Below are 25,258 nucleotides of genomic sequence, written 5' to 3'. Positions count from 1 at the left end.
TATGTCGTTTCCCTGGTGGTCCTCTGAAAAGAGACAACTTGTCTATAATATACCTAAATTGTGTCCTTGTCAACACAATTTATGAAATTAATTAAAAAAGCTTCTGACGATTTATGTAAGTAAGCTTTTATGCTACTCATACACTAATTTTCCATCCAATTCGCAAGTGGAGTCTTCCTATAAGTAATACACAATTTCAATTATCCTATTTGTAATCGAGTAGGGGGTAATTAATACCCCCTCTCACACCACCGTACGTGCCGTTCGGCATACGGCGGTTCAATTCAAATAATAATCTAGACAACTAACGAGTCCTCGATTTGCGAGGATTTCTTTTGATATTTTTCGTAATCCTGTGGTTTTAGCCACTGCCTGATAATGGTCCCCAAAACCAGCAGACTGTCTGGCCATCCATTCCGGAACACCGAGTTTCCTTAAACCCCACCTTCTCTTCTGACTGGTTTTCCACTGTTTCCAAATAACGATGCGAATCCTTGTACGCAAGTGTTCATCTATACGTGCCAATTTCGTCTTCATTTTACCTATTCGGAAGTAGTTCACCCAGCCTCTGATTACCCAATTTAGTCTCTTGATTCTTTCGTCCATGCTGATTGACCATGAGCGTTTTGTGAGCTGCTTGAGTTTACTCTTAAACTTGACTATGGAATCCTGATGAGGCCTTGCCTCCCATTTGCCATCCATTTTAACGAACCCAAATCCCAAGTATTTTAGTCTTGTTGGTTTTGTGGTTCTTGTCTTTACTGCATTGACCTTTAGTCCGAGCTTTCTCTCTATCCACTTTGTTATGGTGTTCATAACTCTGTTGGCGGCTGCACTGCTTCCTACTGCTATGACACAGTCATCTGCGTATCTCACAAAATGTAGCCCTCTCGCTTCAAGTTCCTTGTCCAATTCATTCAGCATGATGTTACTGAGTAGTGGGGAGAGGTTTCCTCCTTGAGGGGTTCCCTTGTTGGTTTCCACATACTTTCCCTTTTCCATTACTCCTGCCTTAAGATACTTGGCTATGAGTGATTCTGTGTCTGGGTCTTTTATGATTTTGCCAACCAGGGTCATCAGTTTGTCCTGTGGTACATTATCAAAGAACTTCTCAAGGTCGATGTCCACTATGTAGATATATCCATCATTCAGATACTCCAATAGCTTTATGATTGCCTCTTGTGCCCTTCTACCCGGCCTGAAACCATAGCTGTACTCGCTTAAATATGGCTCCACTATGGGTGTGATTGCCTGAACTATTGCCTGTTCTATGATTCTGTCCATCACTGTTGGTATCCCAAGCTTTCTCATTCCACCGTTTGCCTTTGGTATTTCAACTCTTAGCACAGGCTGTGGTTTGTATTTTCGCTTTTGGATACGTTCCTTGATGTCTTCCCAGTGTTCTTTCAGATATTCATCTATTTCGTCGACACTTATGTTGTCTATGCCTCCTGCTCCTTTGTTGGCCTTTACCTTTTTGTATGCAAGTAGCATATTCTCTCTTGATAATATCTGTTCCATTAGTTGTGACATGATTTGTCTCCTTTTCCTATTTTGCTTTCATGCATATTAGCCTTACCTCCTGTGAACCCTTCGCTCCGTTACGTCTTCGCTACTGTGGTTCTCGTCAGGCCTATGCACTTACATTCCTAAGTCCATTTGACTTTGAATTGTTCGGTCCTTCCTTGTTTCCAAGTACTATGACCTCTGCTGAGGGTCTGCCCCAGCCATCGATGTCCTGCGAATTTATGAGCAGATGACATCAATAGGTGAGGGTACTTCTCATGGTTCGTTGTTACTACGGATTAGGCCGCCCATGAGACCTCACGGGATAAGCCGAATGTCTTTCCTCGTCTACCTGCCTGATCTACCTGCATGGGTTACGATTGCCTTTTGGACTTCACTGCTCAAAGCCAGCTTATCCACCATACAAGCCTTGATATCAGGTTTCTGTCCGTCAGGCTACGATTTCGCTATTGCTTCCTCTCGCCCACACCTCACGATATGAACCTTGCAAGTCGCTTTAGGGTTCGTCGGCAACTACGTCCCTTGTGGACTTTCACCACAGACAAACTGCATGCCCGTCATACTTTAAAAATGGAACCTGGATAATTATCCAGGTTCCATAATGTAATTTCTATGTTTAATCCATCAGTGTCCTTTCAACTTCCTTCCTCAGCTTCTCAAGGATCCTCTTCTCTATCCTTGAAACGGTCATCTGGGAAATGTCCAGGTTGTTAGCTATTGTGACCTGGGTTTTCTTGTTGAAGTACCTTTCAATGAGTATTTCCTTTTCAACTTCATTGAGCTTCTCCATGGTCTTCATCAGGAAGTCGTTGTTTTCAATCCTGCTGAAATAAAGGTCGTCCTCACCGATCAGCTCGGCCAGATTAACCTCCTTGTCATCATTATGTGAATCAAAGGTCACATCCAATGACTGGGGAGTGTAGACCTTGCTTGCCTCCATTGCCTCCAGAATATCCTCCTCGGAGGTGTTAAGATAGTTAGCAATATCCTCAACAGTTGGAACCCTTTGAAGCTCCTGGCTCAGGTGGACCTTGGCGTTGTTGATCTTCTTTGAGAGCTCCTGGATCCTTCTAGGAACCCTTATTGTCCAGCCCTTGTCCCTGAAATACTTCTTGATCTCACCAATGATTGTAGGAGTAGCAAAGCTTGAGAATTCAAAGCCCTTGTCGATATCATACCTGTCTATGGCATAAATGAGACCTATGCTGGCAACCTGGTAAATGTCATCATAATCTATCCCCCGGTTGGCATACTTTTTGGCTAAAATCTCAGCAATATAAAGATGTCTCTCGATCAGCACATCCCTAAGCTCTCTGTTAGGATTATCCTTGTACTGTCTGAACATTTTCTTCAGCTCTGCTTTTTCTGAAGCGTTGTTCTTTTCTTTGTCGTGATGCTGCTTGTTTGCCATAGGACAACCATCCTTAATCTATATATTTGATCAATCTGATTTCTTCATCAGTGTAATAGGCTTCATCCATCAATGATTCAATGATCATCCTGCCAAGTGCTGCTTCTTTGCTTTCCTCGTTGCCACCAGTAATATTCCAATGGAGGGATACTTCAAGCTTGTTCTTGTGAATCTGAAATTCAATTTCAATGGATTCATCGGATGATTTTCCATAGGAAAGAATGAAGGCTTCTCCCATGGCAACCTTTAGGTCCTCTATCTCGTCAATATTGTATCCCACCTTGTTACCTATTGATGAGGATATCAATCTTATCATGCTTGTGTAGTCAGGCTTTTTGGGAATGGTCACAACTATAATGTCGTTATTCATCTCCGTCACCTCTTATAACAAAAAGCTTGTCAAGTTCCGTTATATCAAATAGTTTTCTGATATTAGGCTTAATATTGTCAATGTAGATCTTGAACTCTGTTTCCTGAAGCATCTTCAATACGCTGATAAGCGCTCCAAGCCCTGTACTATCAATGTATTCAAGGTGATCTCCTTCAATTACGAGATCCGCTTTTCTGTTTTCAAAGGCGTTCACAATCTCCTCCTTGAATACAGATGAGGTATAGATATCGATCTCACCAATTGGCTTTATTACCCATTGGTTGTCGTCGTAATTAAAATCAACTTTCGTATTCAATGACATTCATTCTTCCCTCCATCTCGTTTGGTTTTAGTTCATTTTATAACATATATGTTGCAATGTAAAGGATAGCCTTGCTTCCTAGTCTTCCATATACCTGGCCACTGCAACTATTTTGTCCTCTTTGGTCCTCATAAGTGTTACACCCTGGGTGTTTCTGCCCATTATGGTTATATCCTTGATTGCAAGTCTTATGATTGTACCGTTCATGGTGATCATCATTACTTCGTCCTGATCACTCACAACCTTGGCTGAGACTATTTCTCCGGTCTTTTCCTTTATGCTGTAGGTTATAAGTCCCTTGCCACCCCTGTTCTGGGCCTTGTACTCTGAAAGCTCAGTTCTCTTTCCAAATCCCTTTTCAGAAATCACCAATAAATATTTGTCATCCTCCACAATCTCCATAGATACTATGGCATCCCCTTCATTAAGGGTCATGGCCTTGACTCCCATTGCAGTTCTTCCCATGTTTCTAACATCTGTCTCATGGAATCTTATTGCCATTCCTCCATGGGTTACAACAATAAGATCCTGGTTTCCATCAGTCAATCTCACGCTTATGAGCTCATCTCCATCATGAAGTGAAATTGCAATAAGGCCGTTCTTCCTGATGTTTACAAACTGCTCAAGCTCAGTTTTCTTGATGGTTCCTTCCCTTGTTACCATGACAAGGTTACTGTCTGGATCCTGCTTGTAGAGAGGAATGATTGCAGATATCTTTTCGTCTGCATTAAGCTGCAGTAGATTCACTATTGCAGTTCCCCTCGAAGTCCTGCTTCCCTCCGGAATCTCATATGCCTTAAGGGAGTAGACCTTTCCTTTGTTTGTAAAGAACAGGATCGTACTGTGGGTAGATGTGATGTAAAGGTCCTCAACAAAGTCCTCATCCTTCTTGGACAGTGCAATTACACCTCTTCCACCTCTCTTCTGTGGTCTGTAGGTACCTTCAGGCATCCTCTTTATATATCCAAAGTGAGTAAGGGTTATTACAACATCCTCTTCCTCTATCATGTCCTCTATGTTGATTTCATCCTCTGAAAGCTTGATCTGGGTACGTCTAAGGTCGCCGTACTTGTCCTTGATCTCGATCAGCTCCTCCTTGATTACATTAAGGATCAGTCTTTCACTGGCAAGAATCTCCCTGTATTTGTTAATAAGCTTAATCAGCTCTTCATACTCCTCTTCAAGCTTTTCTCTTTCAAGACCTGTCAATCTTCTAAGTCTCATATCAAGGATTGCCTGTGCCTGTTTCTCTGACAGTGAAAAGTTTTCAATCAAGGCACTTTTAGCGCTTTGGTCATCACTTGCAGCCCTTATTATCTTGATGATCTGGTCTATGTTGTCCAGGGCAATCTTTAAGCCTTCAACAATATGCGCCCTGTCCTCAGCCTTTGTAAGATCGTACTGGGTTCTTCTTGTAACTATCTCCTTCTGGTGCTCAAGGTAATGATGGAGCATCTCCTTTAGGTTAAGAACCTTTGGCTCACCATTTACAAGAGCTAGATTTATTATTCCAAATGTTGTTTGTAGCTGGGTCTGCTTGTAAAGGTTATTAAGAACAACCTTTGGGTTTGCATCCCTCTTAAGCTCAATTACAATTCTCATACCTTCCCTGTCGGATTCATCCCTAAGGTCGGATATTCCCTCCAGTTTCTTGTCTCTTACATATTCAGCAATCTTTTCAATCAGGGCTGACTTGTTGACCTGGTATGGAATCTCTGTAACTATTATGCTGTGCTTTCCTCTGTTTGACTCTTCAATTTCAGCAACAGCCCTCATCTTGACCTTGCCCCTACCGCTTCTGAAGGCCTTTCTGATCCCTTCCTTTCCCATTATGGTTGCACCAGTTGGGAAATCAGGTCCCTTTATCACCTTCATCAGGTCATCTATTGCTACATCTGGATCCTCAATCATCATCTCTATTCCCTCAACAACCTCTCTAAGGTTGTGGGGGGGAATGTTTGTGGCCATACCTACTGCAATACCTGATGAACCGTTTACAAGTAGATTCGGGAATCTGCTTGGCAACACTACCGGTTCCTTAAGGGTTTCATCAAAGTTTGGTCTGTAATCAACAGTCTCCTTACCAATGTCCCTTAGCATCTCAGTTGCAAGCTTTGTCATTCTGGCCTCTGTATAACGCATGGCCGCTGCACTGTCGCCGTCGACACTACCAAAGTTACCATGACCATCCACAAGCAGATATCTTGTATTGAAATCCTGTGCCAGTCTTACCATTGCTCCATAAACAGAACTATCACCGTGTGGGTGGTACTTACCAAGTACGTCTCCGACAACCCTTGCTGACTTCCTGTACTGCTTGTCAGGGGTCATGTTCAGCTCATCCATAGCATATAGTATTCTTCTGTGAACAGGCTTAAGTCCATCTCTTACATCAGGGAGAGCACGACTTACTATTACGCTCATGGCATAATCCAGATAAGAGCTTTTCATTTTTTCTTCTATATTTACATCAATCAACTTATCTCTTACGTTTTCGTTTTCCATATTCTCCTCCTAGATGTCAAGATTCTTAACATACTTAGCATTTTCTTCTATAAATTCACGTCTTGGTTCAACCTTGTCACCCATTAGGGTTGTGAATATCTCATCAGCAGCCACTGCATCATCAACATTCACCTTTATAAGTGTCCTGGTCTCAGGATCCATTGTGGTGTCGTATAGCTGCTCAGCATTCATCTCTCCAAGACCTTTGTATCTCTGAATATTGTAGTTGGAATTTCTTCCAAGCTCATTGAGCAGGGTATCAAGCTCCTTGTCAGAATAACAATAGTGCTCCTGCTTTCCCTTGGATACCTTGTAAAGAGGAGGCTGTGCAAGATAAATGTTTCCATTGTCCAGCAATCCCCTCATATACCTATAGAAGAATGTAAGGAGTAGGGTTGCAATATGTGCACCGTCAACGTCGGCGTCGGTCATGATTATTATCTTGCCGTATCTTAGCTTGTTTATATCAAAGTCCTCTCCAATTCCAGTACCAAATGCTGTAATCATTGCTTTTATCTCATTGAAACTTAGAATTTTATCAAGCCTTGCCTTTTCAACATTCATTATCTTTCCTCTAAGTGGAAGTATGGCCTGGAACTTCTTGTCCCTTCCCTGCTTTGCACTACCACCCGCCGAATCACCCTCGACTATATATATCTCTGTTTCACTGGATTCATTTGACTGGCAGTCTGCAAGCTTGCCTGGAAGAGTTGTGTTGTCGAATATACTTCTCTTTCTTGTAAGGTCTCTCGCCTTTCTTGCGGCTTCCCTTGCCCTTTTTGAGCTTATTGCCTTATCAAGTATTACCTTTGCGGTCTTTGGATTCTCCTCTAGATAGTCATTTAAGAATTCATAGGTCAGGGACTCAACTATTCCCCTGGTTTCACTGTTTCCAAGCTTACCCTTTGTCTGTCCCTCAAACTGAGGCTCAGGTAGCTTCACTGAAAGGATTGCAGTCATTCCCTCTCTAATGTCTTCACCGGAAAGATTGTCATCCTTTTCCTTTAGGAAGTTATACTTCCTTGCATAGTCGTTTACACACCTTGTAAGGGCTGTCCGCAGTCCGGAAAGGTGTGTTCCTCCCTCTGCAGTACCTATGTTGTTTGCAAAGGTAAATACATTTTCAGTGTAACCGTCCGTATATTGGATGGCCAATTCCACTGTTGTGAAGTCCTTCTCGTTTTCAAAGTATATTACCTGCTTGTGTAGTGCAGTCTTGTTCTTGTTTATATATTCAACAAATGATTTTATTCCGCCTGTATAATGAAAATCCTTTTTAGCACCCGTCCTTTTGTCATCAAGGGTTATCTTTATTCCCCTGTTAAGGAATGCCATCTCTCTGAACCTATGCTCAAGGGTATCGAAAACAAATTCTGTTGTTTCAAAAATCTCATCATCGGCCTTGAAATGGATCAATGTACCTGTTGAATCAGCTTCTCCAATACACTCCAGATCCCCATCCGGTTCGCCTCTCTTAAAGGACTGCTGATATAGTTTGCCGTCCCTTTTAACCCTTGCAACCAACCACTCTGAAAGAGCGTTTACAACGGAAACACCTACCCCGTGAAGTCCACCTGATACCTTATATGCTGAGTTATTGAACTTACCTCCTGCATGAAGTATTGTAAGTACCGTTTCCACAGTTGATTTCCCAGTCTGGGGATGGGTTTCAACAGGTATACCGCTACCGTTGTCCTCTATCATAACTGAGTTGTCTTCAAGTATGGTTACATTTATTGTATCGCATATACCAGCAAGAGCTTCGTCTATACTATTGTCCACCACCTCGTATACCAGATGATGAAGTCCTTTGGGTCCCGTGCTGCCAATATACATACCAGGTCTTTTTCTTACAGGCTCAAGCCCAGTAAGAACCTGTATTTCATTGGCAGTATAATGTCTGCCGTTTTCATTTACATTAATATCATTGGCCATTTACTTCCCTCCAAGTTTTAATTCCTTTATACAGGCATCCTTCCTGTACATAAAAATACTCCTTTTCATAACCTCTAAAACCATTTATCTCAACAGCATCAGTTGTTGTGATAAAGGTCTGCATCTTACTGAACAGCTCTGTAAGGTATTTCCTCCTATCCTCATCAAGCTCTGAATAGACATCATCAAGAAGAAGAACAGGGTAATACCCTGTATCTTTCTTAAGTATTTCAACCTCTGACAGCTTCAGAGTCAATACAAGTGATCTCTGCTGTCCCTGTGATGCATAGGTTTTTGAATCGTTTCCATTTATCATTATACTGAAATCATCCCTGTGGGGACCTATCTCAGTAGTACGGACCTCAATATCCCTTTGTCTGTTCTCTCTTAAGGCATTCAACAGGTTATTCTCAACCTGGCTTAAGTTTTTTTCAATTGATACACTTGAATCATATTCCATTTCCAGTGTCTCTTTCCCATCTGTAATGATGCTGTGTATCTCCTTTGCTTCCTTAAGCAGCAACTTCAGATAATTGTCTCTTTCCAGCATTATCAATGCGCCAGACTTTGCAAGCTGCATGTCGAACACATCCAAAAGACCTGATATGTCACCTTTGAACCTGAAGGATTTCAACAGATTGTTTCTCTGAAAAAGAATCTTGTTGTACCTTCTCAGATTGTAATGATAAAGAGGCTTTATCTGGGAAATACTCATGTCAAGGTAACTTCTCCTGTTGCTGGGTCCTTCCTTTACAAGTCTCAAATCCTCAGGCGAAAACAAGACCACCTTAAGCCCTGTGTCAAGCTCCCTGTAATTCTTAAGCTCAATCTTGTTTACCTTTATTCTCTTTGTCTTGTCCCTTTCAAGCTTAACCTCGGTGAGTTTGTCCCTCTCCCCTATTTTAAGCTGAGTTCCAATGTATGCCTCATCCTTCTGAAAATTTATTATTTCCCTGTCCCTGTTTGTTCTAAATGATCTTCCTGTTGAGCACATATAGATTGCTTCAAGTAAATTTGTCTTTCCCTGGGCATTTTTCCCAACAAGAATATTTATGCCAGGACTGAAGCTAACTCCCACATTATTGTAATTTCTAAAATTTATCAGTCTTATTCCTTCTACAATCAATAATTACACTCCCCAGGACTTAGGAATTTTAACAATATATATTATACCACAACAAAATGATACTGGTCGTCTATCTCCACCTTATCATCTTTTCTGATCTTCTTTCCTCTTTCCAAAGCAACCTGTCCGTTAACCTTTACCATCCCATCTGCTATCATCATTTTTGCCTGTCCACCAGTCTGGGCAATTCCACAGTGCTTAAGAAACTGGTCCAGTTTGATGAATTCAGTGTCAATTCTTATTTCTTCCATATATACACTCCCTTAAAAGTCATCCTGTGCCAATCTAACCGGCAGTACCAGGTAGGTGTAGGTATCGTCATCCACTCCATTTATAATGCATGGATTAAGGCTTCCCACAAAATTCATTACTATTTCTTCATTGTCCATTATCTTTATTCCTTCAAGTATATACCTTGAGTTAAATGCTATGTTCAGATCATCTCCATCCTGGTCCGAGTTGATTTCTTCATACACATCACCCATTTCAGAATTAGACTTTATTATCAACTCACCGTTTGAAACTGAAATCTTAACAAGATTTGCCTTTTCTTCCTTAGCAAGAAGTGAAGCTCTCTCAAGACCATTTTGAAGACTTCTTCTATTTACTATTACTTTGGTCTTGTGGTCAGATCTCATTATGTCCTTGTAATTGAAGAATTGTCCCTCAAGAAGTTTAGAGTACATTATTGTGTCCCCAAGGTTAAATATTACCTGTCCCTGAGAAAGACTTATGGTAAGGTCCTCCTCCTTGTCCTCTAGTATCTTGTTAAGCTCATTTAGGGATCTCCCTGGAATTATGATCTTTTCATCTATATCAGATTGGGTTGGCATTTTTCTAAGTGCAAGCCTGTATCCGTCAAGTGAAACAAATGAAATTTCCTTGTTGGCTATTTCAAGCAATACTCCAGTAAGTGATGGTCTTGTTTCATCCTGGGTCGTTGCAAATACAGTCTGCCTAATTGCAGACTTCAAGAGGTCCTTTGATATTGTAAATTGATTTTCTTCCATTATTATTGGAAGGTCCGGATAATCCTCACCTGAGTTTCCGATTATATTGAACTCTGCATTCTGGCATTTGATGTGAACATGGTTGTCCTTTACATGAAAGCTTATCGTGTCATCGGGCAGCTTCTTTACAATGTCTCCGAATATCCTGGAATTAAGTACTATCTTCCCCTTTTCCTCAACATAAGCCTCTATGAAGGTTTCTATACTTATTTCAAGATCCGTGGCGGTAAGCTTTAAGCCGTTGTCATTTGCCTGAATAAGGATACCATCAAGTATCTGAAGTGTGGACCTGGTTGAGATACCTCTTTGAGCTATTGTTATATGTCTTGCAAGATCTTTTTGCTCTACTTTGAATTTCATTTTTATCCCCCTCTTTTAGAATAATAGAATAAGAAACTATAGTAGTAATAGTAGTAGGACATGTGATTATGTGGATAAGTCCATCAAATTATTTAACCTGTTGATTAGCAGGATTTAATAACATGTGGATAACCTTAAAAATTTATTAAATCTTTTCCACAAGAAATCACTTTCCAAGCTCTTCTATTATGTTATTGATTTTATTTCTAAGCTGGTAGTCAGATTCAATATCCGTAGATATTTTCTCACAGGCATGGATTACAGTTGTATGGTCTCTTCCGCCGAATTCATCCCCAATTTTTGGCAGTGAGAGATCTGTCAGCTCCCTGGTGAGATACATAGCAATCTGTCTGGGATATGCTATTGCCCTGGTTCTTTTCTTGGAATTGAAGTCATCCATTCTGATATCGAATCTCTTTGAAACCTTGTCCTTGATTAGGTCCACGGTAATTTCAACTGGCTTGTTGTTTGAGATAATGTCCTTAAGAGCCTCTTCGGCAAGCTCCTCAGTTATTGCCTTGTTGGTTAGTGATGAATATGCAACAACCCTTATAAGGGCTCCTTCAAGCTCTCTTATATTTGATTGTATCTTGTTTGCTATAAGAAGCATTACATCATCAGGTATCTCCATGTTCTCAAGATTTGCTTTCTTCCTTAATATAGCAATTCTGGTCTCCAGATCAGGAGCCTGTATGTCTGTTATAAGACCCCACTCAAATCTTGATCTTAGTCTGTCCTCAAGGGTTGGTATTTCCTTCGGAGGTCGGTCGCTTGAGATTATTATCTGCTTGTTTGCATCGTGTAGTGCATTAAAGGTATGGAAGAACTCCTCCTGTGTACCTTCCTTTCCTGCAATAAACTGGATGTCGTCAATAAGAAGGACATCAACATTTCTATATTTGTTTCTGAATTCTTCATTTCTGTACTCTCTGATCGAATTGATCAGCTCATTGGTGAACTTTTCACTTGAGACATAAACAACCTTTGCATTTGGATTCTGACTGAGAATATAATGTCCAATTGCATGCATCAGGTGAGTTTTACCAAGTCCAACCCCACCATATATAAATAGGGGGTTATAGGTTTGAGCAGGCGCTTCCGCAACAGCAACTGAAGCCGCATGGGCAAATTCGTTGCTCTTTCCTGTTACAAATGTACCGAAGGAGTATTTTGGATTCAGCTTGGATTTGTTCAGAATATCCTCATTTTCAACTTCCTTTGGCGATGGTGGTGATGGCTGCACTTCCTCTCCAGGGATTATAAACTTGATGTTATAATTGCTTCCTGTTATCTGGTTGATGGCATTTCTTATGAGATTGAAGTACCTCCCCTCCAGTATCCCTTTGGTGAAATCATTGGGGGCTCCAAGCACAATCTCATCATCTGTCAGGCTTATGGGCTCAATTGATTTTAGCCAGGTGTTAAAGCTGACTTCAGTCAATTCAACCTTAATGAGATTCAGGACATCCTCCCAGATCTGATCCAAATTCCTTTCCATATAATAACCTCCCTAAAAATTATCAACAAATTTATCAACAGAAAAATTTCCATTATAGATATTAACATGTATAATGATTTCTGTGGATAAAAATATCAACTCTTTGTTGATTAAGTAAAAAAAAGCTTAAGCATATTTCTTGTCCACACTATCCATAAGGGCATATTGTGGATAAAAACTTAAACAAATTACGATTCTTTAATATAAAAACAGGGATTTATTTAAAAGTTATACACAATCTATCCACAAAGTGTGAATAACTTCCACTTATCCACTGCTATTAAAAACTTATCAACATCCTCTACTATCTTATCAAATATAGGGTGGATATTCAATAAAATTATCCACAGCATCCATAGGGTGTTGAAATCATGTTTTGTGGATATTAGTCAATTAAAATCCTTGACACACAGGGGCTTAATACATATAATTTATAGTAGTGTTTTGTGATTTGAATTAGTGAACTCTATATTGTATATATAGGTAATATCTTTTATTACTTGAAGGAGGTGTGTTGGGTGAAGAGAACGTTTCAACCTAAGAAGAGGCAAAGAAGCAAGGAGCACGGTTTCAGAAAAAGAATGAAAACCAGATCTGGCAGGAATGTACTAAAAGCTAGAAGAAAAAAAGGTAGAAAAAGACTTTCTGCATAAGGCCGCTTGTTAGTGGCCTTTTCTAACGAATGGGAAAGATTTTTCTTCTGGCAGGCAAAGGCCATTTAAGGTGGAGTTATAATGGAAAAGAAAAATAGACTTAGGAAAAATATGGAGTTTAAGAAGGTTTATAAAGCACGAAAGAATTTCTGGAACAGAAATCTGATTCTTTACATCAGAAGAAATGGAACAAAAGAGACCAGGATTGGAGTATCAATCACCAGAAAAGTAGGAAATGCCGTTGTCAGAAACAAGCTTAAGAGAAGAATCAAGGAACTTAACAGCAGATATATTGAAAATCTTAAGTCAGGGTATGATATTGTTATCATACCTAAAAAAAACGCTGTTGACCTATCCTTTAAGGATTTGGAAAGCGCCTTGAAGCACATTTATAAGCTATCGGGTGTTTGGAAATAAGGTGATTAAATGACACGAATAGCGATATTGTTGATAAGATTCTACCAAAGGATTATCTCAAGATACATTCTTACTGGGAACAATTGCAGATTTTATCCCACTTGCTCAGAATATTCACTTCAAGCATATAAAAAGTATGGATTTATAAAAGGTTCATACCTGTCAGCAAAAAGAATATTAAGATGCAATCCCTTCAACGAAGGAGGATATGATCCGCTTAAATAATGGGAGGTTAACAAATGATTGGATTTCTAGGTAACATACTGGGATCATTATTGAGATTTGTATATGATATTGTCTCATCTACCATAGGTACTGAGCCCGAGTCAATTTCATTCTATGCACTGGCTATTATCTTGACTACTATAGTATTCAAGCTGATGCTTTTGCCAATAAATCTTCAGCAAACAAGGTCCACTAAAAAAATGAGTGAAGTGCAGCCCTTGATGAAGGAGATTCAGACCAAGTATAAAAACGAACCACAAAAAATGCAGGAAAAGATGCAGGAACTTTACAAGGAACACAAGTATAACCCAGCGTCAGGTTGCTTGATACTACTTATTCAGCTGCCAATCATATTTGCATTCTTTACAGTATTTAGAGAGCCTCAAGCATATGCTTTCAGCGATCCAGGAATGTATGAGAGCATGGCCAAGAACTTTCTATGGATAGCAAACCTGGAGAATCCGGATCCCTTGCTTTGGGGACTTCCACTTTTGGCTGCGGCTACAACATTCCTTCAGAGCAAGACCATGAGTACGGCTTCTTCAAAGGATCCGCAGGCTCAATCAACCCAGAAGATAATGAATTACATGCTACCCATAATGATATTTTGGGCTTCAAGGAGCTTTCCGGCAGGACTGGCTCTGTATTGGGTAGTAAGTAACTTTTTCACAATAGTACAGCAAGTTATTACAAACAAGTCTTTAATGAAAATTAAGGGGGCAAAATAGTATGAAATTTGTTGTAAAAACTGCCAAAACCGTTGAAGAAGCCCTCCAAGAGGCTTTGATAGATCTTAAAGCCACTGAGAAGGATGTTGAATACGAGGTTATAGAGGAAGCATCAAAGGGATTGTTTGGACTTATAGGTACAAAGGAAGCAAAGGTAAAGGTTGTGCTTAAAAACGATCCAGAAGAGACAGCAGACAAGTTTCTCGATGGAATCCTAAAAGGAATGGGAATTATAGCCCTTCACGACATATCTATTGAGGATGATATCTTAAAGATTGAGATAAACAACATTTCATCATCGGACATGGGAATACTTATTGGAAAAAGAGGAAACACTCTTGACTCAATCCAATATCTTTTGAGCCTTGCAATCAACAAGGACAGGGAAAATTACCTCAGGGTACTTCTGGATGCTGAAGGCTACAGGGCTAAGCGAGAGGAAACACTTAAGAGACTTGCCAACAAGATGGCTGAAAAGGCCATATACAGCAAGAGACCTGTAAAGCTGGAGCCAATGAATCCATATGAAAGAAGAATAATCCACTCGGCATTGCAGGAGTTTGATGGAGTGAGCACCTACAGCGAAGGCAATGAGCCGTACAGAAGAGTCGTAATAGTTTCCAAATAAAGTTAAACCAATTACATTCAACAAAAGCCCACTGGTTGGGCTTTTGTTTTTTGCCCTCTCCCCCGCCCCATTGAGGGTCATCTGAATGTTTTTTTCAAAAATGTTAAAAAGTAGATTGAATTATTGTTATAATGAAATAGAATAGTTAAGATATTAGGTATTGCTTGAGGAGTTGATTTTATGTCAGAGACAATTGCAGCCATTTCAACAGCTGTAGGTGAAGCAGGCATAGGAATTGTCAGAATGAGCGGACGTGAGTCCCTTGATATTGCAAAGTTGGTTTTTTCAAGAACCAATGATCAGGAAGTTAAGGCTAAGGATAACAAGAGACTTTTATATGGCCATATAATGGATGGAGATACAATCATAGATGAGGTGTTAGTTGCATTTATGCATGAACCATACACCTACACCAGGGAAAATATGGTGGAAATATACTGTCATGGCGGTATAATACCTGTCAAGAAGACACTGGAGCTGCTTCTCAAAAAGGGAGCCAGACTTGCGGAACCAGGTGAATTTACAAAACGGGCATTCCTTAACGGAAGACTTGACCTATCACAGGCTGAAGCCGTAATAGATATAATTAAGTCAAAAACTGAAAAAAGCTATGACGTATCCCTTAATCAGCTTGAAGGAAGCCTAAGCCGTGAGGTTGAGGATATCAGAAGAATCCTCCTGGGAATGATTGCTCACATAGAGGTTTCAATTGATTTTCCAGAGGATGACATCGAAGAGGTGACCTATGATGAGCTTATAAGGGATGGAAATCAGGTCAAGGAAAGAATTGAAAAGCTACTGTCAACATCTGGAAGAGGCAAAATATTAAGGGATGGATTGAATACGGTTATCCTTGGTAAGCCAAATGTTGGAAAATCATCACTTCTAAATGCTGTGCTAAGGGAAAACAGGGCTATAGTGACAGATGTTCCTGGGACCACCAGGGATATTATTGAAGAGTATGTTAATATCGATGGTATCCCCTTAAGGATAATGGATACTGCAGGTATAAGACATACCGAGGATCTGGTGGAGAGAATCGGCGTAGACAGAGCAAAGGATACCCTGGCGAAGGCGGACCTTATAATAGCAATTTTTGACATATCAAGGAGCCTATCCGAGGATGATCATCATATAATAGATTTGATCAAGGATAAGAAAACAATCGTGCTTCTGAACAAGACAGATCTTCCGAGAGAATACGATGAAGCACTTTTCAGGGAATATTTTGATGCAAATCAGATAATCAACACTTCCATGATCAAAGGTGTCGGAATAGATGAGCTCGAGAATGCCATTAGAGCCATGTTTTACGGCGGAGACATACAAATGGATTCCGATATGGTTATAACCAATATAAGGCATAAGAACCAGCTTGAAAAGGCAATGGAAAATATTGGAAGTGTATTGGACGACCTGACCCAGCTGATCCCACTTGATTGCCTTGAGGTGGACTTGAGAAGCTGCTGGGAAAATCTGGGAGAGATAACTGGTGAAAGCATAAACGAGGATATCTTGGATAAGATATTCAGCGAGTTCTGCATTGGCAAGTAGATAAACAGAGAAAGGTGAGCATTATGATTGAAACAAAGACCTATACAGGTGGAAAATACGATGTCGTAGTTGTTGGTGCCGGACATGCAGGTGTTGAAGCGGCCCTTGCTGCCAGCAGAATGGGACTTAAGACCCTGATCCTGACCATCAGCCTTGATGGTGTGGTAGCATTGTCCTGCAACCCCAATATCGGTGGTACGGGAAAGGGACATCTGGTACGTGAAATTGATGCCCTTGGAGGAGAGATGGCATTAAATATTGACAAGTCATTTATTCAGAGCAGGATGCTCAACCTCTCAAAAGGACCAGCAGTCCATTCCCTGAGGGTACAGGCAGATAAGAAGATGTACCACACTGAAATGAAGAAGATACTTGAAGATCAGCCAAACCTGACATTGAGACAAGGTGAGGCGATAGACCTGCTATTTGAGGATGAAACCATAAGTGGGGTTGTAACAAGGACGGGTGCAGTATATGAAACCCAGGCAGTTGTCATAGCTACGGGAACCTATCTGGGAGGCAGGGTCTATATAGGAGAGGTAAACTATCAGTCTGGACCTGATGGAATGTTCCCCTCCCTCCTTCTGTCCGATTCCCTTAAGGAGAAGGGATTCCAGCTTAGAAGAATGAAGACTGGAACCCCTGCAAGGGTACATCGGGACAGTATTGATTACTCTGTCATGGAGATCCAGCCAGGCGATGATGAAGTCATACCATTTTCATTCCTAAACATGGGAAAAACCTATGATTTTGAACAGGTGCCCTGCTATCTGACCTATACAACAGAGGGAACCCATGAAATAATACGAAACAATCTGAATAGATCCCCCATGTTTTCAGGATATATTGAAGGTGTTGGACCAAGATATTGTCCCTCCATTGAAGACAAGGTGGTAAGGTTCGGAGACAGGGACAAGCATCAGGTCTTTATTGAACCTGAAGGATTATCAACCAAGGAGATGTATGTGCAGGGGGTCAGCTCATCCCTTCCTGAAGAGGTTCAGATTGACATGTACAGAAAGATAAAGGGGCTTGAGAATGTTGAATTCATGAGAACTGCCTATGCAATTGAATACGATTCAATTAACCCCACAATGCTTAAAAGAACCCTTGAACACAAAAACATAAGGAATCTGTTCTTTGCGGGACAGATAAACGGCTCCTCAGGATATGAAGAGGCAGCAGCTCAGGGGCTGATTGCAGGAATCAACGCAGCTTTAAACATAAAGGGTGAGGAACCCTTTGTTCTGGACAGGTCAGAGGCATACATCGGAGTACTTATTGATGACCTGGTGACAAAAGGAACCGACGAGCCCTATAGAATGATGACCTCAAGGGCAGAGTACAGACTTACTTTGAGACAGGATAATGCTGATCTGAGATTGACAAAGAAGGGCTATGACCTTGGTCTTGTCACAGAAGAGCGCTTTATAAAGACTATACAGAAGGAAGAATTAATAGATAGTGAGTTGAAAAGACTAAGGAAGATTGTAATAAACCCAAATGCTGAGAACAACACCATACTTGAGAGTATTGGCTCCACAGCAATAAAGAATGCCACTTCCCTCTACGACCTGATAAAGAGACCAGAAATAACCTATGACAACACAGGTGTGTTCGACCCTGAAAGAGAAGCGCTCCTTAAGGAGATCAGGCTACAGGTTGAGACCCAGATCAAGTATGAGGGCTACATCAAGAAGCAGATGCAGCAGATTGAACAGTTCAAAAAGCTTGAAAACAAGAAGCTTTCAGTGGAGTTCGACTACTCAAAGGTAAAAGGTCTGAGCAACGAAGCCCTGCAGAAGCTTTCTGCCATAAAGCCGGACTCGGTTGGACAGGCATCCAGGATATCTGGTGTCTCTCCTGCTGACATAAATGTACTGCTGATACATCTTGAACAAAGGCGGAGGAATGGTGATAAGGATGAATGATGACAGGTTAAAGAGAATTTCTGGTGAAATGGGCGTTGAATTGACTGAAGAGATGCTTCAGAACTTTTCTGTCTACAAGGAAATGCTTAAGGAATGGAATGAAAAAATCAATATTACAACTATCACTGAGGATGAGGAAATTGACAAAAAGCATTTTATGGACAGCCTCTCCCCCGCACTAACAGGACTGTTTGACGGAGAAGAAAAGGTAATTGATGTGGGCACAGGTGGAGGATTTCCAGGTCTTCCATTGAAAATCAGAAACAGAAAGCTAAAGGTAACCCTCTTGGATAGCCTGAACAAGAGAATTGTATTTCTTGGTCAGGTAATTGAGAGATTGGGACTTAGGGAGATTGAAGCTGTTCATGGAAGGGCGGAAGAACTTGGACTTAAGGCTGAATACAGGGAAAGCTATGATGTTTGCGTGTCCAGGGCGGTTGCATCTCTGGATACCTTGAGTGAATACTGCATGCCCTTTGTTAAGGTTGGAGGATACTTCATTTCCATGAAGGGACCTGAGGTTGACGACGAGGTCCTAATGAGCAAAAAAGCCATTGAAACTCTCGGTGGCAAGGTTGAGGAGATTAAGTACGTACAGATCCCTGAAAGTGACATTGTCCATTCCTTGATAGTGATAAGGAAGATAAAAAACACACCAAAAAAGTATCCCCGGGCTGGAGGCAAGCCAAAAAAATCTCCCATCAGGTAACAAAAGCTTGTGGACTCAGGGTGAAAATAATTTCATATACCTAGAAAAGCACTGCAAACACTGGGTTTCAAGGAAATGTTCCACGTGAAACATCAAAAATGTTCCACGTGGAACATTTTTGTTTATAATCCATTAATATATGTTATTATATATCTAAGGGTTAATTTGTAGAAATTCACGAGATAGTGTAAGAGTGTTTACTGGACAGGTAGATTGGGGAGTGTATATATGGGAAAGACCATGGCTATTTTCAATCAAAAAGGTGGAGTGGGAAAGACTACCACCAGTATAAATCTGGCGGCAGGTCTAGGAAAGCTGGGTAAGAAGGTTTTGCTTGTTGACATTGATCCTCAGGGTAACTGCTCCTCGGGAATAGGCATAGACAGGGATGAAGCCGATATATTGGTGTATGATATACTTTCGGGTGAGGCAGATATAAATGAGGGTATATATGAGACCAACTCTGAAAATGTGAGCATCATTCCTTCAAACAATCAATTGGCTGGTCTTGAGATTGAACTTGCCCGTGGCGGAGACTGGGAAGATTCTCTGAGACTAATCATCGACGAAGTAAGGGATCGGTATGAGTACATCATAATAGACTGTCCCCCCTCACTGGGGATCCTAAGTGTAATGGGTCTAATCGCTGCTGATAGTGTAATTATTCCCATACAATGTGAGTATTACGCTCTCGAGGGTGTAAGTCAGCTTTTCCAGACCATTGAGCTGGTGAAGAAGAACTATAATCCATCTCTGGAGGTGGAAGGTGTTGTGTTGAGCATGTTTGACGGAAGGACAAATCTTTCAATCCAGGTGGTTGAGGAAGTGAAGGCCTTCTTTAAAGGAAAGGTATATACCAGTATCATACCGAGGAATGTAAGGTTGGCTGAGGCTCCATCCTACGGACTTTCAATCCACGATTACGATTCCAGATCCAAGGGATCTGAATCATACATGGAACTGGCCGAAGAGTTTCTGTTTTTACAGGATTAGATTATTCACTACAGGAAAGGATGTGTTGCTAGTGACCACCAAGAAAAGAGGCCTCGGCAAAGGATTATCCGCATTGATCCAGGACAAGGAAAAGGTTGATACGCTTATAGGCGATTCATCCAATAGGGATGAAGCAGTAGTATCGTTGCCCCTAAGCAATATAATTCCCAAGCCAGACCAACCGAGAAAGATATTCCAGGAAGACGCATTGGAGGATCTTGCTCAATCAATAAAGGAAAATGGAGTCATCCAGCCTATAATAGTCAGGAAACTGGATGAAGGCCATGAGATTATTGCAGGTGAAAGAAGATGGAGAGCGGCCAAGGAAGCCGGACTTGAGGAGATTCCATGTATCATTAGGGAGATTGATGATATAACCGCGGACAGGATTTCGCTTATTGAGAACATCCAAAGGGAGAACCTGAATCCAATCGAAGAAGCTCAAGCTTATAGAAGAATAATGAAGGAATACAGCATCAAGCAGGATGAGCTTGCAAAGGCTGTGGGAAAGAGCAGGTCCTATATAAGTAATAATATGAGACTCTTGAATCTTGATGAAAGGGTAGTGCAGTATATATATGAAGGAAAGATTTCAGGAGGTCATGGCAAGGCCCTGCTTGGGATCAAGGATAAGGATGAGCAGCTAAAGGCCGCTGAGAAGATCATTCAGTTTGGGTTAAATGTTAGAGATGCTGAAAGCACTGTTAAAAAGAAGAAAAAGATCAGGCCAAAGAAGAAAAAGGAACACTATATAATTGACTTGGAAGAGCAGCTCATGAGTGCCTTGGGAACTAAGGTCACTCTAAATACAGGCAGAAAATCCGGGAAAATTGAAATAGAATATTACAACGACGATGACCTGGAGCGGCTTATTGACTTGATTACAGGCTAATGTTCCACGTGGAACATAAGGGGGGTTAAACAATGGAAGTAAATATATTTCAGGTTGATGCATTTACAAAGGAACCCTTTGGTGGAAACCCTGCAGGTGTTATAACTAATTCCAAGGGAATTTCATCGGATCAGATGCAGAAAATTGCAAATGAGATGAACCTGTCAGAAACGGCCTTCGTAAGACAGCTTGATGACTGCTACTTTAAAATAAGGTACTTTACTCCACTTTGTGAGGTGGACCTATGTGGGCATGCCACCATAGCTGCAGTCCACACACTGGCAAACAAGGGATATATAAAGCCAATTGAAAAAGGTGGCAAGATCGCTAACATTGAAACTGGAGTTGGGCCGCTTAGGGTCGAGATTCAGTTTGAGAATTATTCACCTGTAAATATTATTATGGAGCAGGACACGCCTAGATCCAGAGGAGCGGTAGATGAACTAAATGAGCTGCTGGAATGTTTTGGTCTGAAGACTGATGATCTGGGAATAGGAGAGAAGGAGGCCCTGCCCGAAATCATATCCACGGGCCTACCGGATATTATGCTGCCAATTGCTAGAAAGAAAAGTCTGATGGATATGAAGGTTGATTTCTGTAGATTAAAGGAATTAAGCAGTAGACTTGGAGTAACAGGTGTTCATGCATTTTACTATGATGATGAACAGAAGACAGCATATGCCAGGAATTTTGGACCAGCAGTGGGTATAGATGAGGAGGCTGCAACTGGAACTGCTAATGGAGCTTTGATATATTATCTGAGAAAAAACGGCTTTCTGAGTGCAGACAGCCTTGTTGTAAATCAAGGAGAGTCTTTAAACAGGCCGAGTACAATCAATTGCTATATCAAGGAAAAAGATGGACATTACTCAGTCAAGGTTGGAGGCTCTGCAGTGATAGTATTGGAAGGAATAATAAAATTTTAAAAAATCATGGAGGTGCAACATGTTAATTGAAAGAACAGCAAAGGATTTTGTATACGATGTAGCCAGTGAGAGCCCCACACCAGGTGGAGGAAGCGTGGCAGCCCTTGTGGGAAGTCTTGGAGGAGCCCTTACGAATATGGTGGGTAATCTTACCATAGACAAGAAGATCTATGCAGATGTACCAGAGGACAAGAAGGTAATCATGGAAAAGAACTTCAAGGAGATGGAGGGTTTGGTTGATGAGCTTCTGAATCTTGTAGATGAGGATTCAACTGCATTTGATGATGTAATGCAGGCATTCAAGCTTCCAAAGGATACTGATGAGAACAAGAAGATCAGATCAGAGGCAATACAGTCAGGTTACAAGAAGGCACTTGAGGTACCATTGAGATGCGGAGAAAGATGCTACGATGTATTGAAGCTTCAAGACGTATTTGCAGAGCATGGAAACATCAATGCCATAACAGATGTTGGAGTTGGAACACTTCTGGCATATGCTGGTCTTGAGGGAGCCTTGTTTAATGTAACAATCAACCTTAAGAGTATCAAGGATCAGGCTTATAAAAATGAGATGGAGGCCAAGGTGGAAAAGTTATTGGCAGATGGTAAAAATCTAAGGGACAGCCTTTTGGAAGTTGTCTACGGTAGGTTAAAGGCATAGTGAACAACTGAGATCTAATGTCCGCAATGGGTGAAGAAAGAAATATTCTTCGCCCATTTCTTCTTGGTAGGCTATCTGGATTAATAGATTGTAAGGAGGCCTTCAAAGTGGTAAAATAAGCAGGTAAGATGGAATTGAAATACCTAGAGGTGAACATATGTACTATTTTGATAATGGAGCGACTACATTTCCAAAGCCACAGGAAGTGTATGAAGAGATATACAAGGCAATGACAGAGTATGGGGCAAACCCTGGGAGGTCAGGACATGACCTGGCTCTAAGGGCATCAAGGGGGATTTATGAGACCAGAGAGGTAGTTGCAAAGCTTTTTTCCGTTAAGAACCCGATGAATATAGTCTTTACCTACAATTGCACAGAAAGTTTAAATATTGCCATCAAGGGATTGCTTAAACCGGGGGATCACGTCATTACGACTTCAATGGAGCATAATTCTGTCCTAAGACCCATAAAGCACCTGGAGTCAATTGGTGTTGAGAATACAATCGTATGGGCACATAAGGACGGTCAGATAGATCCAGATGAAATAAGAAATGCAATTAAGAGGAATACAAAACTGATAGTTACCACACATGTATCAAACCTTACAGGTACTATTATGCCTGTAAAGGAGATTGGAATAATTGCGAGAGAACACGGGATAGCGTATCTTCTGGATGCGGCCCAGTCCGCAGGTGTTTATCCAATCAATGCTGAAGAGCTGGGGGTTCACATGATTGCTTTTCCTGGACACAAGGGACTATTGGGTCCTCAGGGAACAGGGGGGCTATATATAAGGGAAGAACTTCAGATAGACCAGTTCATTCAAGGTGGCACTGGCAGTGCGTCCTATTCATTGAACCAGCCTGAGGAAATGCCGGACAAATTTGAAAGCGGAACACCTAGTTCTCCAGGAATAATAGGTCTGGGCAAGGGAATCGAGTACATCAACAAAAGAGGAATCGATAATATAAGAAACCACGAAGAAGAACTGACAAGCTACTTCATCCAAGAAGTGGCCAGGATTGATGGAATAAGACTTTACGGGCCACTGGATACTTCAAAGCAGGGAGCAGTTGTAGCCCTTAATATCAGGGACCTGGATTCATCAGAGGTGTCCTTTGTCCTGAATGAGGAGTTTGGAATATATGTAAGGCCAGGGCTGCATTGTGCACCTTTGGCTCATGAGACCATAGGCACCATGGAGCAGGGAGCTGTCAGATTCAGCTTCGGACCATTCAACACGCAGGAGGAGCTTGATTATGCAGTCAGAGCTCTCCATAGAATTTCAAAAGAGCTATAGGAGTGATGGGATGATACAGGTTCTGGATTTTATCGAATACAATTCAACCTATTTTATAATAGGCCTGTCAGCGGCACTTTTAATTGTTATTTTCCTTTATATTGCACAGATCAGGGAATATAAAAAGCACAAGGAAAGATATGATTCCCTGACCAGGGGATTATCCGGAGCTAATATTGAGGACCTTTTTATAAAGATTAATACTGAACTAAGCAGTCTTAACAGGGATATAAACCTTCTAGAGGACAATATTGAAACTCTGGAGACCAAGCTCACTTTCACCATTCAGAAAATGGGCTTTGTAAGATACAATGCATTTGCAGACACTGGAAGTGAGTTAAGCTTCTCAATAGCCCTGTTGGATGCCTACAATAACGGATTTGTTCTTACCAGCATATACGGAAGGGAGCAGGCAGTGATGTTTGCCAAGCCAATCCAGAATGCCAACTGCAACGTGCCCTTGTCCCCAGAGGAAATGGCAGCAATAAACAGGGCACTAATGGGCGAGAGTGCTGAAAAAATACTGTAACAGGAGAAGCTTATGGATAGATATCTTTTTATTATAAATCCAACTGCAGGAAGTGGAAGAACAAGGGCATATGTTAAATTTATCCAGGACTATATGTCAAAAACCGATAAGGAACATAAAATAGCAGTTACCACAAAGCCTAAGGAAGCCACGGAAATGGTGATCAATTCTCCACAGTACAACATATGTGTTGCAGTGGGAGGAGATGGTACAGCCAATGAGGTTGCAAAGGGGATACTTCAACGAGGTTATGGAATTCTAGGGATAATTCCATCTGGAACAGGAAATGACATGGCCCAGGCTCTTAAGTTGAATTTGGATAGAGATAAAGCCATGGAAAGGCTACTGATGGGAGATACCGTTAGAATCGATCTTGGAAAGGTCAGAGGAGACTACTTCTTTAATATAGCAAGTGTGGGCTTTGATGCATGGGTTGTGAAGGAGACAGACAGGATTAAGAAGTTAATAAAGGGAAAGGCATCCTATATATTGGGCGTTTTGGCGGGTCTACTTACCTATAGTAGCAGAGAAATTGAAATGGAAATAGACGGTATCCCGATTCGCAGAAAGGCAACCCTTGTAGCTGTTGGAAATGGGCAGTCCTATGGAGGGGGGATGAAAATGCTTCCAATGGCAAGCATCTATGACGACATGCTGGATGTCTGCGTCGTTAAGGATATCAGCAATCTCAAGATTCTATTTCTTTTTCCTTCCATTTTCAAGGGAGAGCATATAAAGTATACAAAGCATGTTGAGTTCTTCAAAGGGAGAAATATAAAGGTCGCATTGAAGCAGGGTGAATTGCTCAACATAGACGGAGAGCTTTTTGAGGTTGAGGACGAAGTAATTGAGTTTTACCTGTCCAGCCAGAAATTGGAAGTAATCGTCTAGCTGAAAATGTTAAGTTTTGTTCACAAATTCAATTTTCAGGAAATTCCATATTTTGACACGTACAAACCCCACACTATAACAGTGATAAGGGGTTTTTTTACGGGAAAACACTTTCATTAGCGCTGTACAGCGAAATTGTTCCAAGCAGGTTGTATTT

25 protein-coding genes are annotated in these 25,258 nt (G+C 41.1%); 15 read left to right on the top strand and 10 right to left on the bottom strand.

Annotated elements, in window-relative coordinates:
* Positions 1 to 279: 279 nt before the first annotated feature.
* The 10 genes from ltrA to dnaA all read right to left on the bottom strand — a co-directional run bounded on the left by ltrA (position 280) and on the right by dnaA (position 12,064).
* On the bottom strand, positions 280 to 1,533 hold the full coding sequence (gene ltrA / locus ACKVDP_RS03235) for a group II intron reverse transcriptase/maturase (protein WP_409227369.1): 1,254 nt from the start codon (positions 1,531 to 1,533) through the stop codon (positions 280 to 282).
* Between the two features lie 610 nt (positions 1,534 to 2,143).
* Positions 2,144 to 2,938: a SigB/SigF/SigG family RNA polymerase sigma factor gene (locus ACKVDP_RS03230; RefSeq protein ID WP_409227368.1), complete on the bottom strand. Its 795-nt coding sequence runs from the start codon at positions 2,936 to 2,938 to the stop codon at positions 2,144 to 2,146.
* Between the two features lie 13 nt (positions 2,939 to 2,951).
* Positions 2,952 to 3,308 carry an ATP-binding protein gene (locus ACKVDP_RS03225; protein WP_409227367.1) on the bottom strand — a complete coding sequence of 119 codons (357 nt, stop codon included), beginning with the start codon at positions 3,306 to 3,308 and terminating at the stop codon, positions 2,952 to 2,954.
* Complete coding sequence (locus ACKVDP_RS03220; protein WP_409227366.1) at positions 3,301 to 3,630, bottom strand: STAS domain-containing protein; 330 nt, start codon at positions 3,628 to 3,630, stop codon at positions 3,301 to 3,303. Before ACKVDP_RS03220 ends, ACKVDP_RS03225 begins: the two co-directional genes overlap by 8 nt.
* A gap of 78 nt (positions 3,631 to 3,708) precedes the next feature.
* Complete coding sequence (gene gyrA, locus ACKVDP_RS03215; RefSeq protein WP_409227365.1) at positions 3,709 to 6,135, bottom strand: DNA gyrase subunit A; 2,427 nt, start codon at positions 6,133 to 6,135, stop codon at positions 3,709 to 3,711.
* A gap of 9 nt (positions 6,136 to 6,144) precedes the next feature.
* Entirely contained in the window at positions 6,145 to 8,070 is a 1,926-nt protein-coding gene (gene gyrB, locus ACKVDP_RS03210; RefSeq protein WP_409227364.1) for a DNA topoisomerase (ATP-hydrolyzing) subunit B, read from the bottom strand.
* Complete coding sequence (gene recF, locus ACKVDP_RS03205; RefSeq protein ID WP_409227363.1) at positions 8,060 to 9,196, bottom strand: DNA replication/repair protein RecF; 1,137 nt, start codon at positions 9,194 to 9,196, stop codon at positions 8,060 to 8,062. The genes gyrB and recF overlap by 11 nt, the downstream gene beginning before the upstream one ends.
* A 41-nt stretch (positions 9,197 to 9,237) precedes the next feature.
* Entirely contained in the window at positions 9,238 to 9,447 is a 210-nt protein-coding gene (gene yaaA, locus ACKVDP_RS03200; RefSeq protein WP_409227362.1) for a S4 domain-containing protein YaaA, read from the bottom strand.
* Positions 9,448 to 9,459: 12 nt separating this feature from the next.
* Positions 9,460 to 10,566, bottom strand: a complete 1,107-nt coding sequence (gene dnaN, locus ACKVDP_RS03195; RefSeq protein ID WP_409227361.1) for a DNA polymerase III subunit beta — start codon at positions 10,564 to 10,566, stop codon at positions 9,460 to 9,462.
* A gap of 166 nt (positions 10,567 to 10,732) precedes the next feature.
* Positions 10,733 to 12,064 (bottom strand): chromosomal replication initiator protein DnaA, encoded by a 1,332-nt coding sequence (gene dnaA / locus ACKVDP_RS03190; protein ID WP_409227360.1) that lies wholly within the window; start codon positions 12,062 to 12,064, stop codon positions 10,733 to 10,735.
* 518 nt (positions 12,065 to 12,582) lie between these two features.
* Between dnaA and rpmH the strand changes: the two genes are divergently transcribed.
* The 15 genes from rpmH to ACKVDP_RS03115 all read left to right on the top strand — a co-directional run bounded on the left by rpmH (position 12,583) and on the right by ACKVDP_RS03115 (position 25,101).
* Positions 12,583 to 12,717: a 50S ribosomal protein L34 gene (rpmH, locus tag ACKVDP_RS03185; protein WP_409227359.1), complete on the top strand. Its 135-nt coding sequence runs from the start codon at positions 12,583 to 12,585 to the stop codon at positions 12,715 to 12,717.
* A gap of 81 nt (positions 12,718 to 12,798) precedes the next feature.
* The gene (gene rnpA / locus ACKVDP_RS03180) at positions 12,799 to 13,134 is read left to right on the top strand and encodes a ribonuclease P protein component (RefSeq protein ID WP_409227358.1); all 336 of its coding nucleotides are present in this window, start codon (positions 12,799 to 12,801) and stop codon (positions 13,132 to 13,134) included.
* A gap of 9 nt (positions 13,135 to 13,143) precedes the next feature.
* Positions 13,144 to 13,359: a membrane protein insertion efficiency factor YidD gene (gene yidD / locus ACKVDP_RS03175; protein ID WP_409227357.1), complete on the top strand. Its 216-nt coding sequence runs from the start codon at positions 13,144 to 13,146 to the stop codon at positions 13,357 to 13,359.
* A gap of 14 nt (positions 13,360 to 13,373) precedes the next feature.
* Positions 13,374 to 14,087, top strand: coding sequence for a YidC/Oxa1 family membrane protein insertase (locus ACKVDP_RS03170; protein ID WP_409227356.1), 714 nt, complete (start codon positions 13,374 to 13,376; stop codon positions 14,085 to 14,087).
* Position 14,088: 1 nt separating this feature from the next.
* Positions 14,089 to 14,715 carry an RNA-binding cell elongation regulator Jag/EloR gene (gene jag, locus ACKVDP_RS03165; protein WP_409227355.1) on the top strand — a complete coding sequence of 209 codons (627 nt, stop codon included), beginning with the start codon at positions 14,089 to 14,091 and terminating at the stop codon, positions 14,713 to 14,715.
* A 180-nt stretch (positions 14,716 to 14,895) separates the two neighbouring features.
* Entirely contained in the window at positions 14,896 to 16,269 is a 1,374-nt protein-coding gene (gene mnmE / locus ACKVDP_RS03160; protein ID WP_409227354.1) for a tRNA uridine-5-carboxymethylaminomethyl(34) synthesis GTPase MnmE, read from the top strand.
* A gap of 23 nt (positions 16,270 to 16,292) precedes the next feature.
* Positions 16,293 to 18,200 carry a tRNA uridine-5-carboxymethylaminomethyl(34) synthesis enzyme MnmG gene (gene mnmG / locus ACKVDP_RS03155; RefSeq protein WP_409227353.1) on the top strand — a complete coding sequence of 636 codons (1,908 nt, stop codon included), beginning with the start codon at positions 16,293 to 16,295 and terminating at the stop codon, positions 18,198 to 18,200.
* Positions 18,193 to 18,909: a 16S rRNA (guanine(527)-N(7))-methyltransferase RsmG gene (rsmG, locus tag ACKVDP_RS03150; protein ID WP_409227352.1), complete on the top strand. Its 717-nt coding sequence runs from the start codon at positions 18,193 to 18,195 to the stop codon at positions 18,907 to 18,909. The genes mnmG and rsmG overlap by 8 nt, the downstream gene beginning before the upstream one ends.
* Positions 18,910 to 19,137: 228 nt before the next feature.
* Entirely contained in the window at positions 19,138 to 19,902 is a 765-nt protein-coding gene (locus ACKVDP_RS03145; protein WP_409227351.1) for a ParA family protein, read from the top strand.
* A 31-nt stretch (positions 19,903 to 19,933) separates the two neighbouring features.
* Positions 19,934 to 20,794, top strand: coding sequence for a ParB/RepB/Spo0J family partition protein (locus ACKVDP_RS03140; RefSeq protein ID WP_409227350.1), 861 nt, complete (start codon positions 19,934 to 19,936; stop codon positions 20,792 to 20,794).
* A 32-nt stretch (positions 20,795 to 20,826) separates the two neighbouring features.
* Positions 20,827 to 21,720, top strand: coding sequence for a PhzF family phenazine biosynthesis protein (locus ACKVDP_RS03135; protein WP_409227349.1), 894 nt, complete (start codon positions 20,827 to 20,829; stop codon positions 21,718 to 21,720).
* A gap of 19 nt (positions 21,721 to 21,739) precedes the next feature.
* Positions 21,740 to 22,381, top strand: coding sequence for a cyclodeaminase/cyclohydrolase family protein (locus tag ACKVDP_RS03130; RefSeq protein ID WP_409227348.1), 642 nt, complete (start codon positions 21,740 to 21,742; stop codon positions 22,379 to 22,381).
* Between the two features lie 157 nt (positions 22,382 to 22,538).
* Positions 22,539 to 23,681, top strand: a complete 1,143-nt coding sequence (locus tag ACKVDP_RS03125) for an aminotransferase class V-fold PLP-dependent enzyme (RefSeq protein ID WP_409227347.1) — start codon at positions 22,539 to 22,541, stop codon at positions 23,679 to 23,681.
* Positions 23,641 to 24,210, top strand: coding sequence for a DUF4446 family protein (locus ACKVDP_RS03120; RefSeq protein ID WP_409227346.1), 570 nt, complete (start codon positions 23,641 to 23,643; stop codon positions 24,208 to 24,210). Before ACKVDP_RS03125 ends, ACKVDP_RS03120 begins: the two co-directional genes overlap by 41 nt.
* A gap of 12 nt (positions 24,211 to 24,222) precedes the next feature.
* Positions 24,223 to 25,101 carry a diacylglycerol/lipid kinase family protein gene (locus tag ACKVDP_RS03115; protein WP_409227345.1) on the top strand — a complete coding sequence of 293 codons (879 nt, stop codon included), beginning with the start codon at positions 24,223 to 24,225 and terminating at the stop codon, positions 25,099 to 25,101.
* The last annotated feature ends 157 nt before the right edge of the window (positions 25,102 to 25,258 follow it).

The sequence above is a fragment of the Gudongella ferriphila genome, from assembly GCF_046224405.1.
GTDB lineage: Bacteria > Bacillota > Clostridia > Tissierellales > Tissierellaceae > Gudongella.
This window is presented reverse-complemented; position numbering and strand designations above follow the sequence as displayed.

Excerpts from the sequence above, each read along its gene's own strand:
- mnmG (WP_409227353.1), top strand. The coding sequence starts at position 16,293 with ATGATTGAAACAAAGACCTATACAGGTGGAAAATACGATGTCGTAGTT.
- ACKVDP_RS03170 (WP_409227356.1), top strand. The coding sequence starts at position 13,374 with ATGATTGGATTTCTAGGTAACATACTGGGATCATTATTGAGATTTGTA.
- mnmE (WP_409227354.1), top strand. The coding sequence starts at position 14,896 with ATGTCAGAGACAATTGCAGCCATTTCAACAGCTGTAGGTGAAGCAGGC.
- ACKVDP_RS03130 (WP_409227348.1), top strand. The coding sequence starts at position 21,740 with ATGTTAATTGAAAGAACAGCAAAGGATTTTGTATACGATGTAGCCAGT.
- yidD (WP_409227357.1), top strand. The coding sequence starts at position 13,144 with ATGACACGAATAGCGATATTGTTGATAAGATTCTACCAAAGGATTATC.
- ACKVDP_RS03135 (WP_409227349.1), top strand. The coding sequence starts at position 20,827 with ATGGAAGTAAATATATTTCAGGTTGATGCATTTACAAAGGAACCCTTT.
- jag (WP_409227355.1), top strand. The coding sequence starts at position 14,089 with ATGAAATTTGTTGTAAAAACTGCCAAAACCGTTGAAGAAGCCCTCCAA.
- rsmG (WP_409227352.1), top strand. The coding sequence starts at position 18,193 with ATGAATGATGACAGGTTAAAGAGAATTTCTGGTGAAATGGGCGTTGAA.
- ACKVDP_RS03225 (WP_409227367.1), bottom strand. The coding sequence starts at position 3,308 with ATGAATAACGACATTATAGTTGTGACCATTCCCAAAAAGCCTGACTAC.
- ACKVDP_RS03125 (WP_409227347.1), top strand. The coding sequence starts at position 22,539 with ATGTACTATTTTGATAATGGAGCGACTACATTTCCAAAGCCACAGGAA.
- dnaN (WP_409227361.1), bottom strand. The coding sequence starts at position 10,566 with ATGAAATTCAAAGTAGAGCAAAAAGATCTTGCAAGACATATAACAATA.
- gyrA (WP_409227365.1), bottom strand. The coding sequence starts at position 6,135 with ATGGAAAACGAAAACGTAAGAGATAAGTTGATTGATGTAAATATAGAA.
- ACKVDP_RS03145 (WP_409227351.1), top strand. The coding sequence starts at position 19,138 with ATGGGAAAGACCATGGCTATTTTCAATCAAAAAGGTGGAGTGGGAAAG.
- yaaA (WP_409227362.1), bottom strand. The coding sequence starts at position 9,447 with ATGGAAGAAATAAGAATTGACACTGAATTCATCAAACTGGACCAGTTT.
- ACKVDP_RS03120 (WP_409227346.1), top strand. The coding sequence starts at position 23,641 with ATGCAGTCAGAGCTCTCCATAGAATTTCAAAAGAGCTATAGGAGTGAT.
- dnaA (WP_409227360.1), bottom strand. The coding sequence starts at position 12,064 with ATGGAAAGGAATTTGGATCAGATCTGGGAGGATGTCCTGAATCTCATT.
- ACKVDP_RS03230 (WP_409227368.1), bottom strand. The coding sequence starts at position 2,938 with ATGGCAAACAAGCAGCATCACGACAAAGAAAAGAACAACGCTTCAGAA.
- ACKVDP_RS03115 (WP_409227345.1), top strand. The coding sequence starts at position 24,223 with ATGGATAGATATCTTTTTATTATAAATCCAACTGCAGGAAGTGGAAGA.
- rnpA (WP_409227358.1), top strand. The coding sequence starts at position 12,799 with ATGGAAAAGAAAAATAGACTTAGGAAAAATATGGAGTTTAAGAAGGTT.
- ltrA (WP_409227369.1), bottom strand. The coding sequence starts at position 1,533 with ATGTCACAACTAATGGAACAGATATTATCAAGAGAGAATATGCTACTT.
- ACKVDP_RS03220 (WP_409227366.1), bottom strand. The coding sequence starts at position 3,630 with ATGTCATTGAATACGAAAGTTGATTTTAATTACGACGACAACCAATGG.
- gyrB (WP_409227364.1), bottom strand. The coding sequence starts at position 8,070 with ATGGCCAATGATATTAATGTAAATGAAAACGGCAGACATTATACTGCC.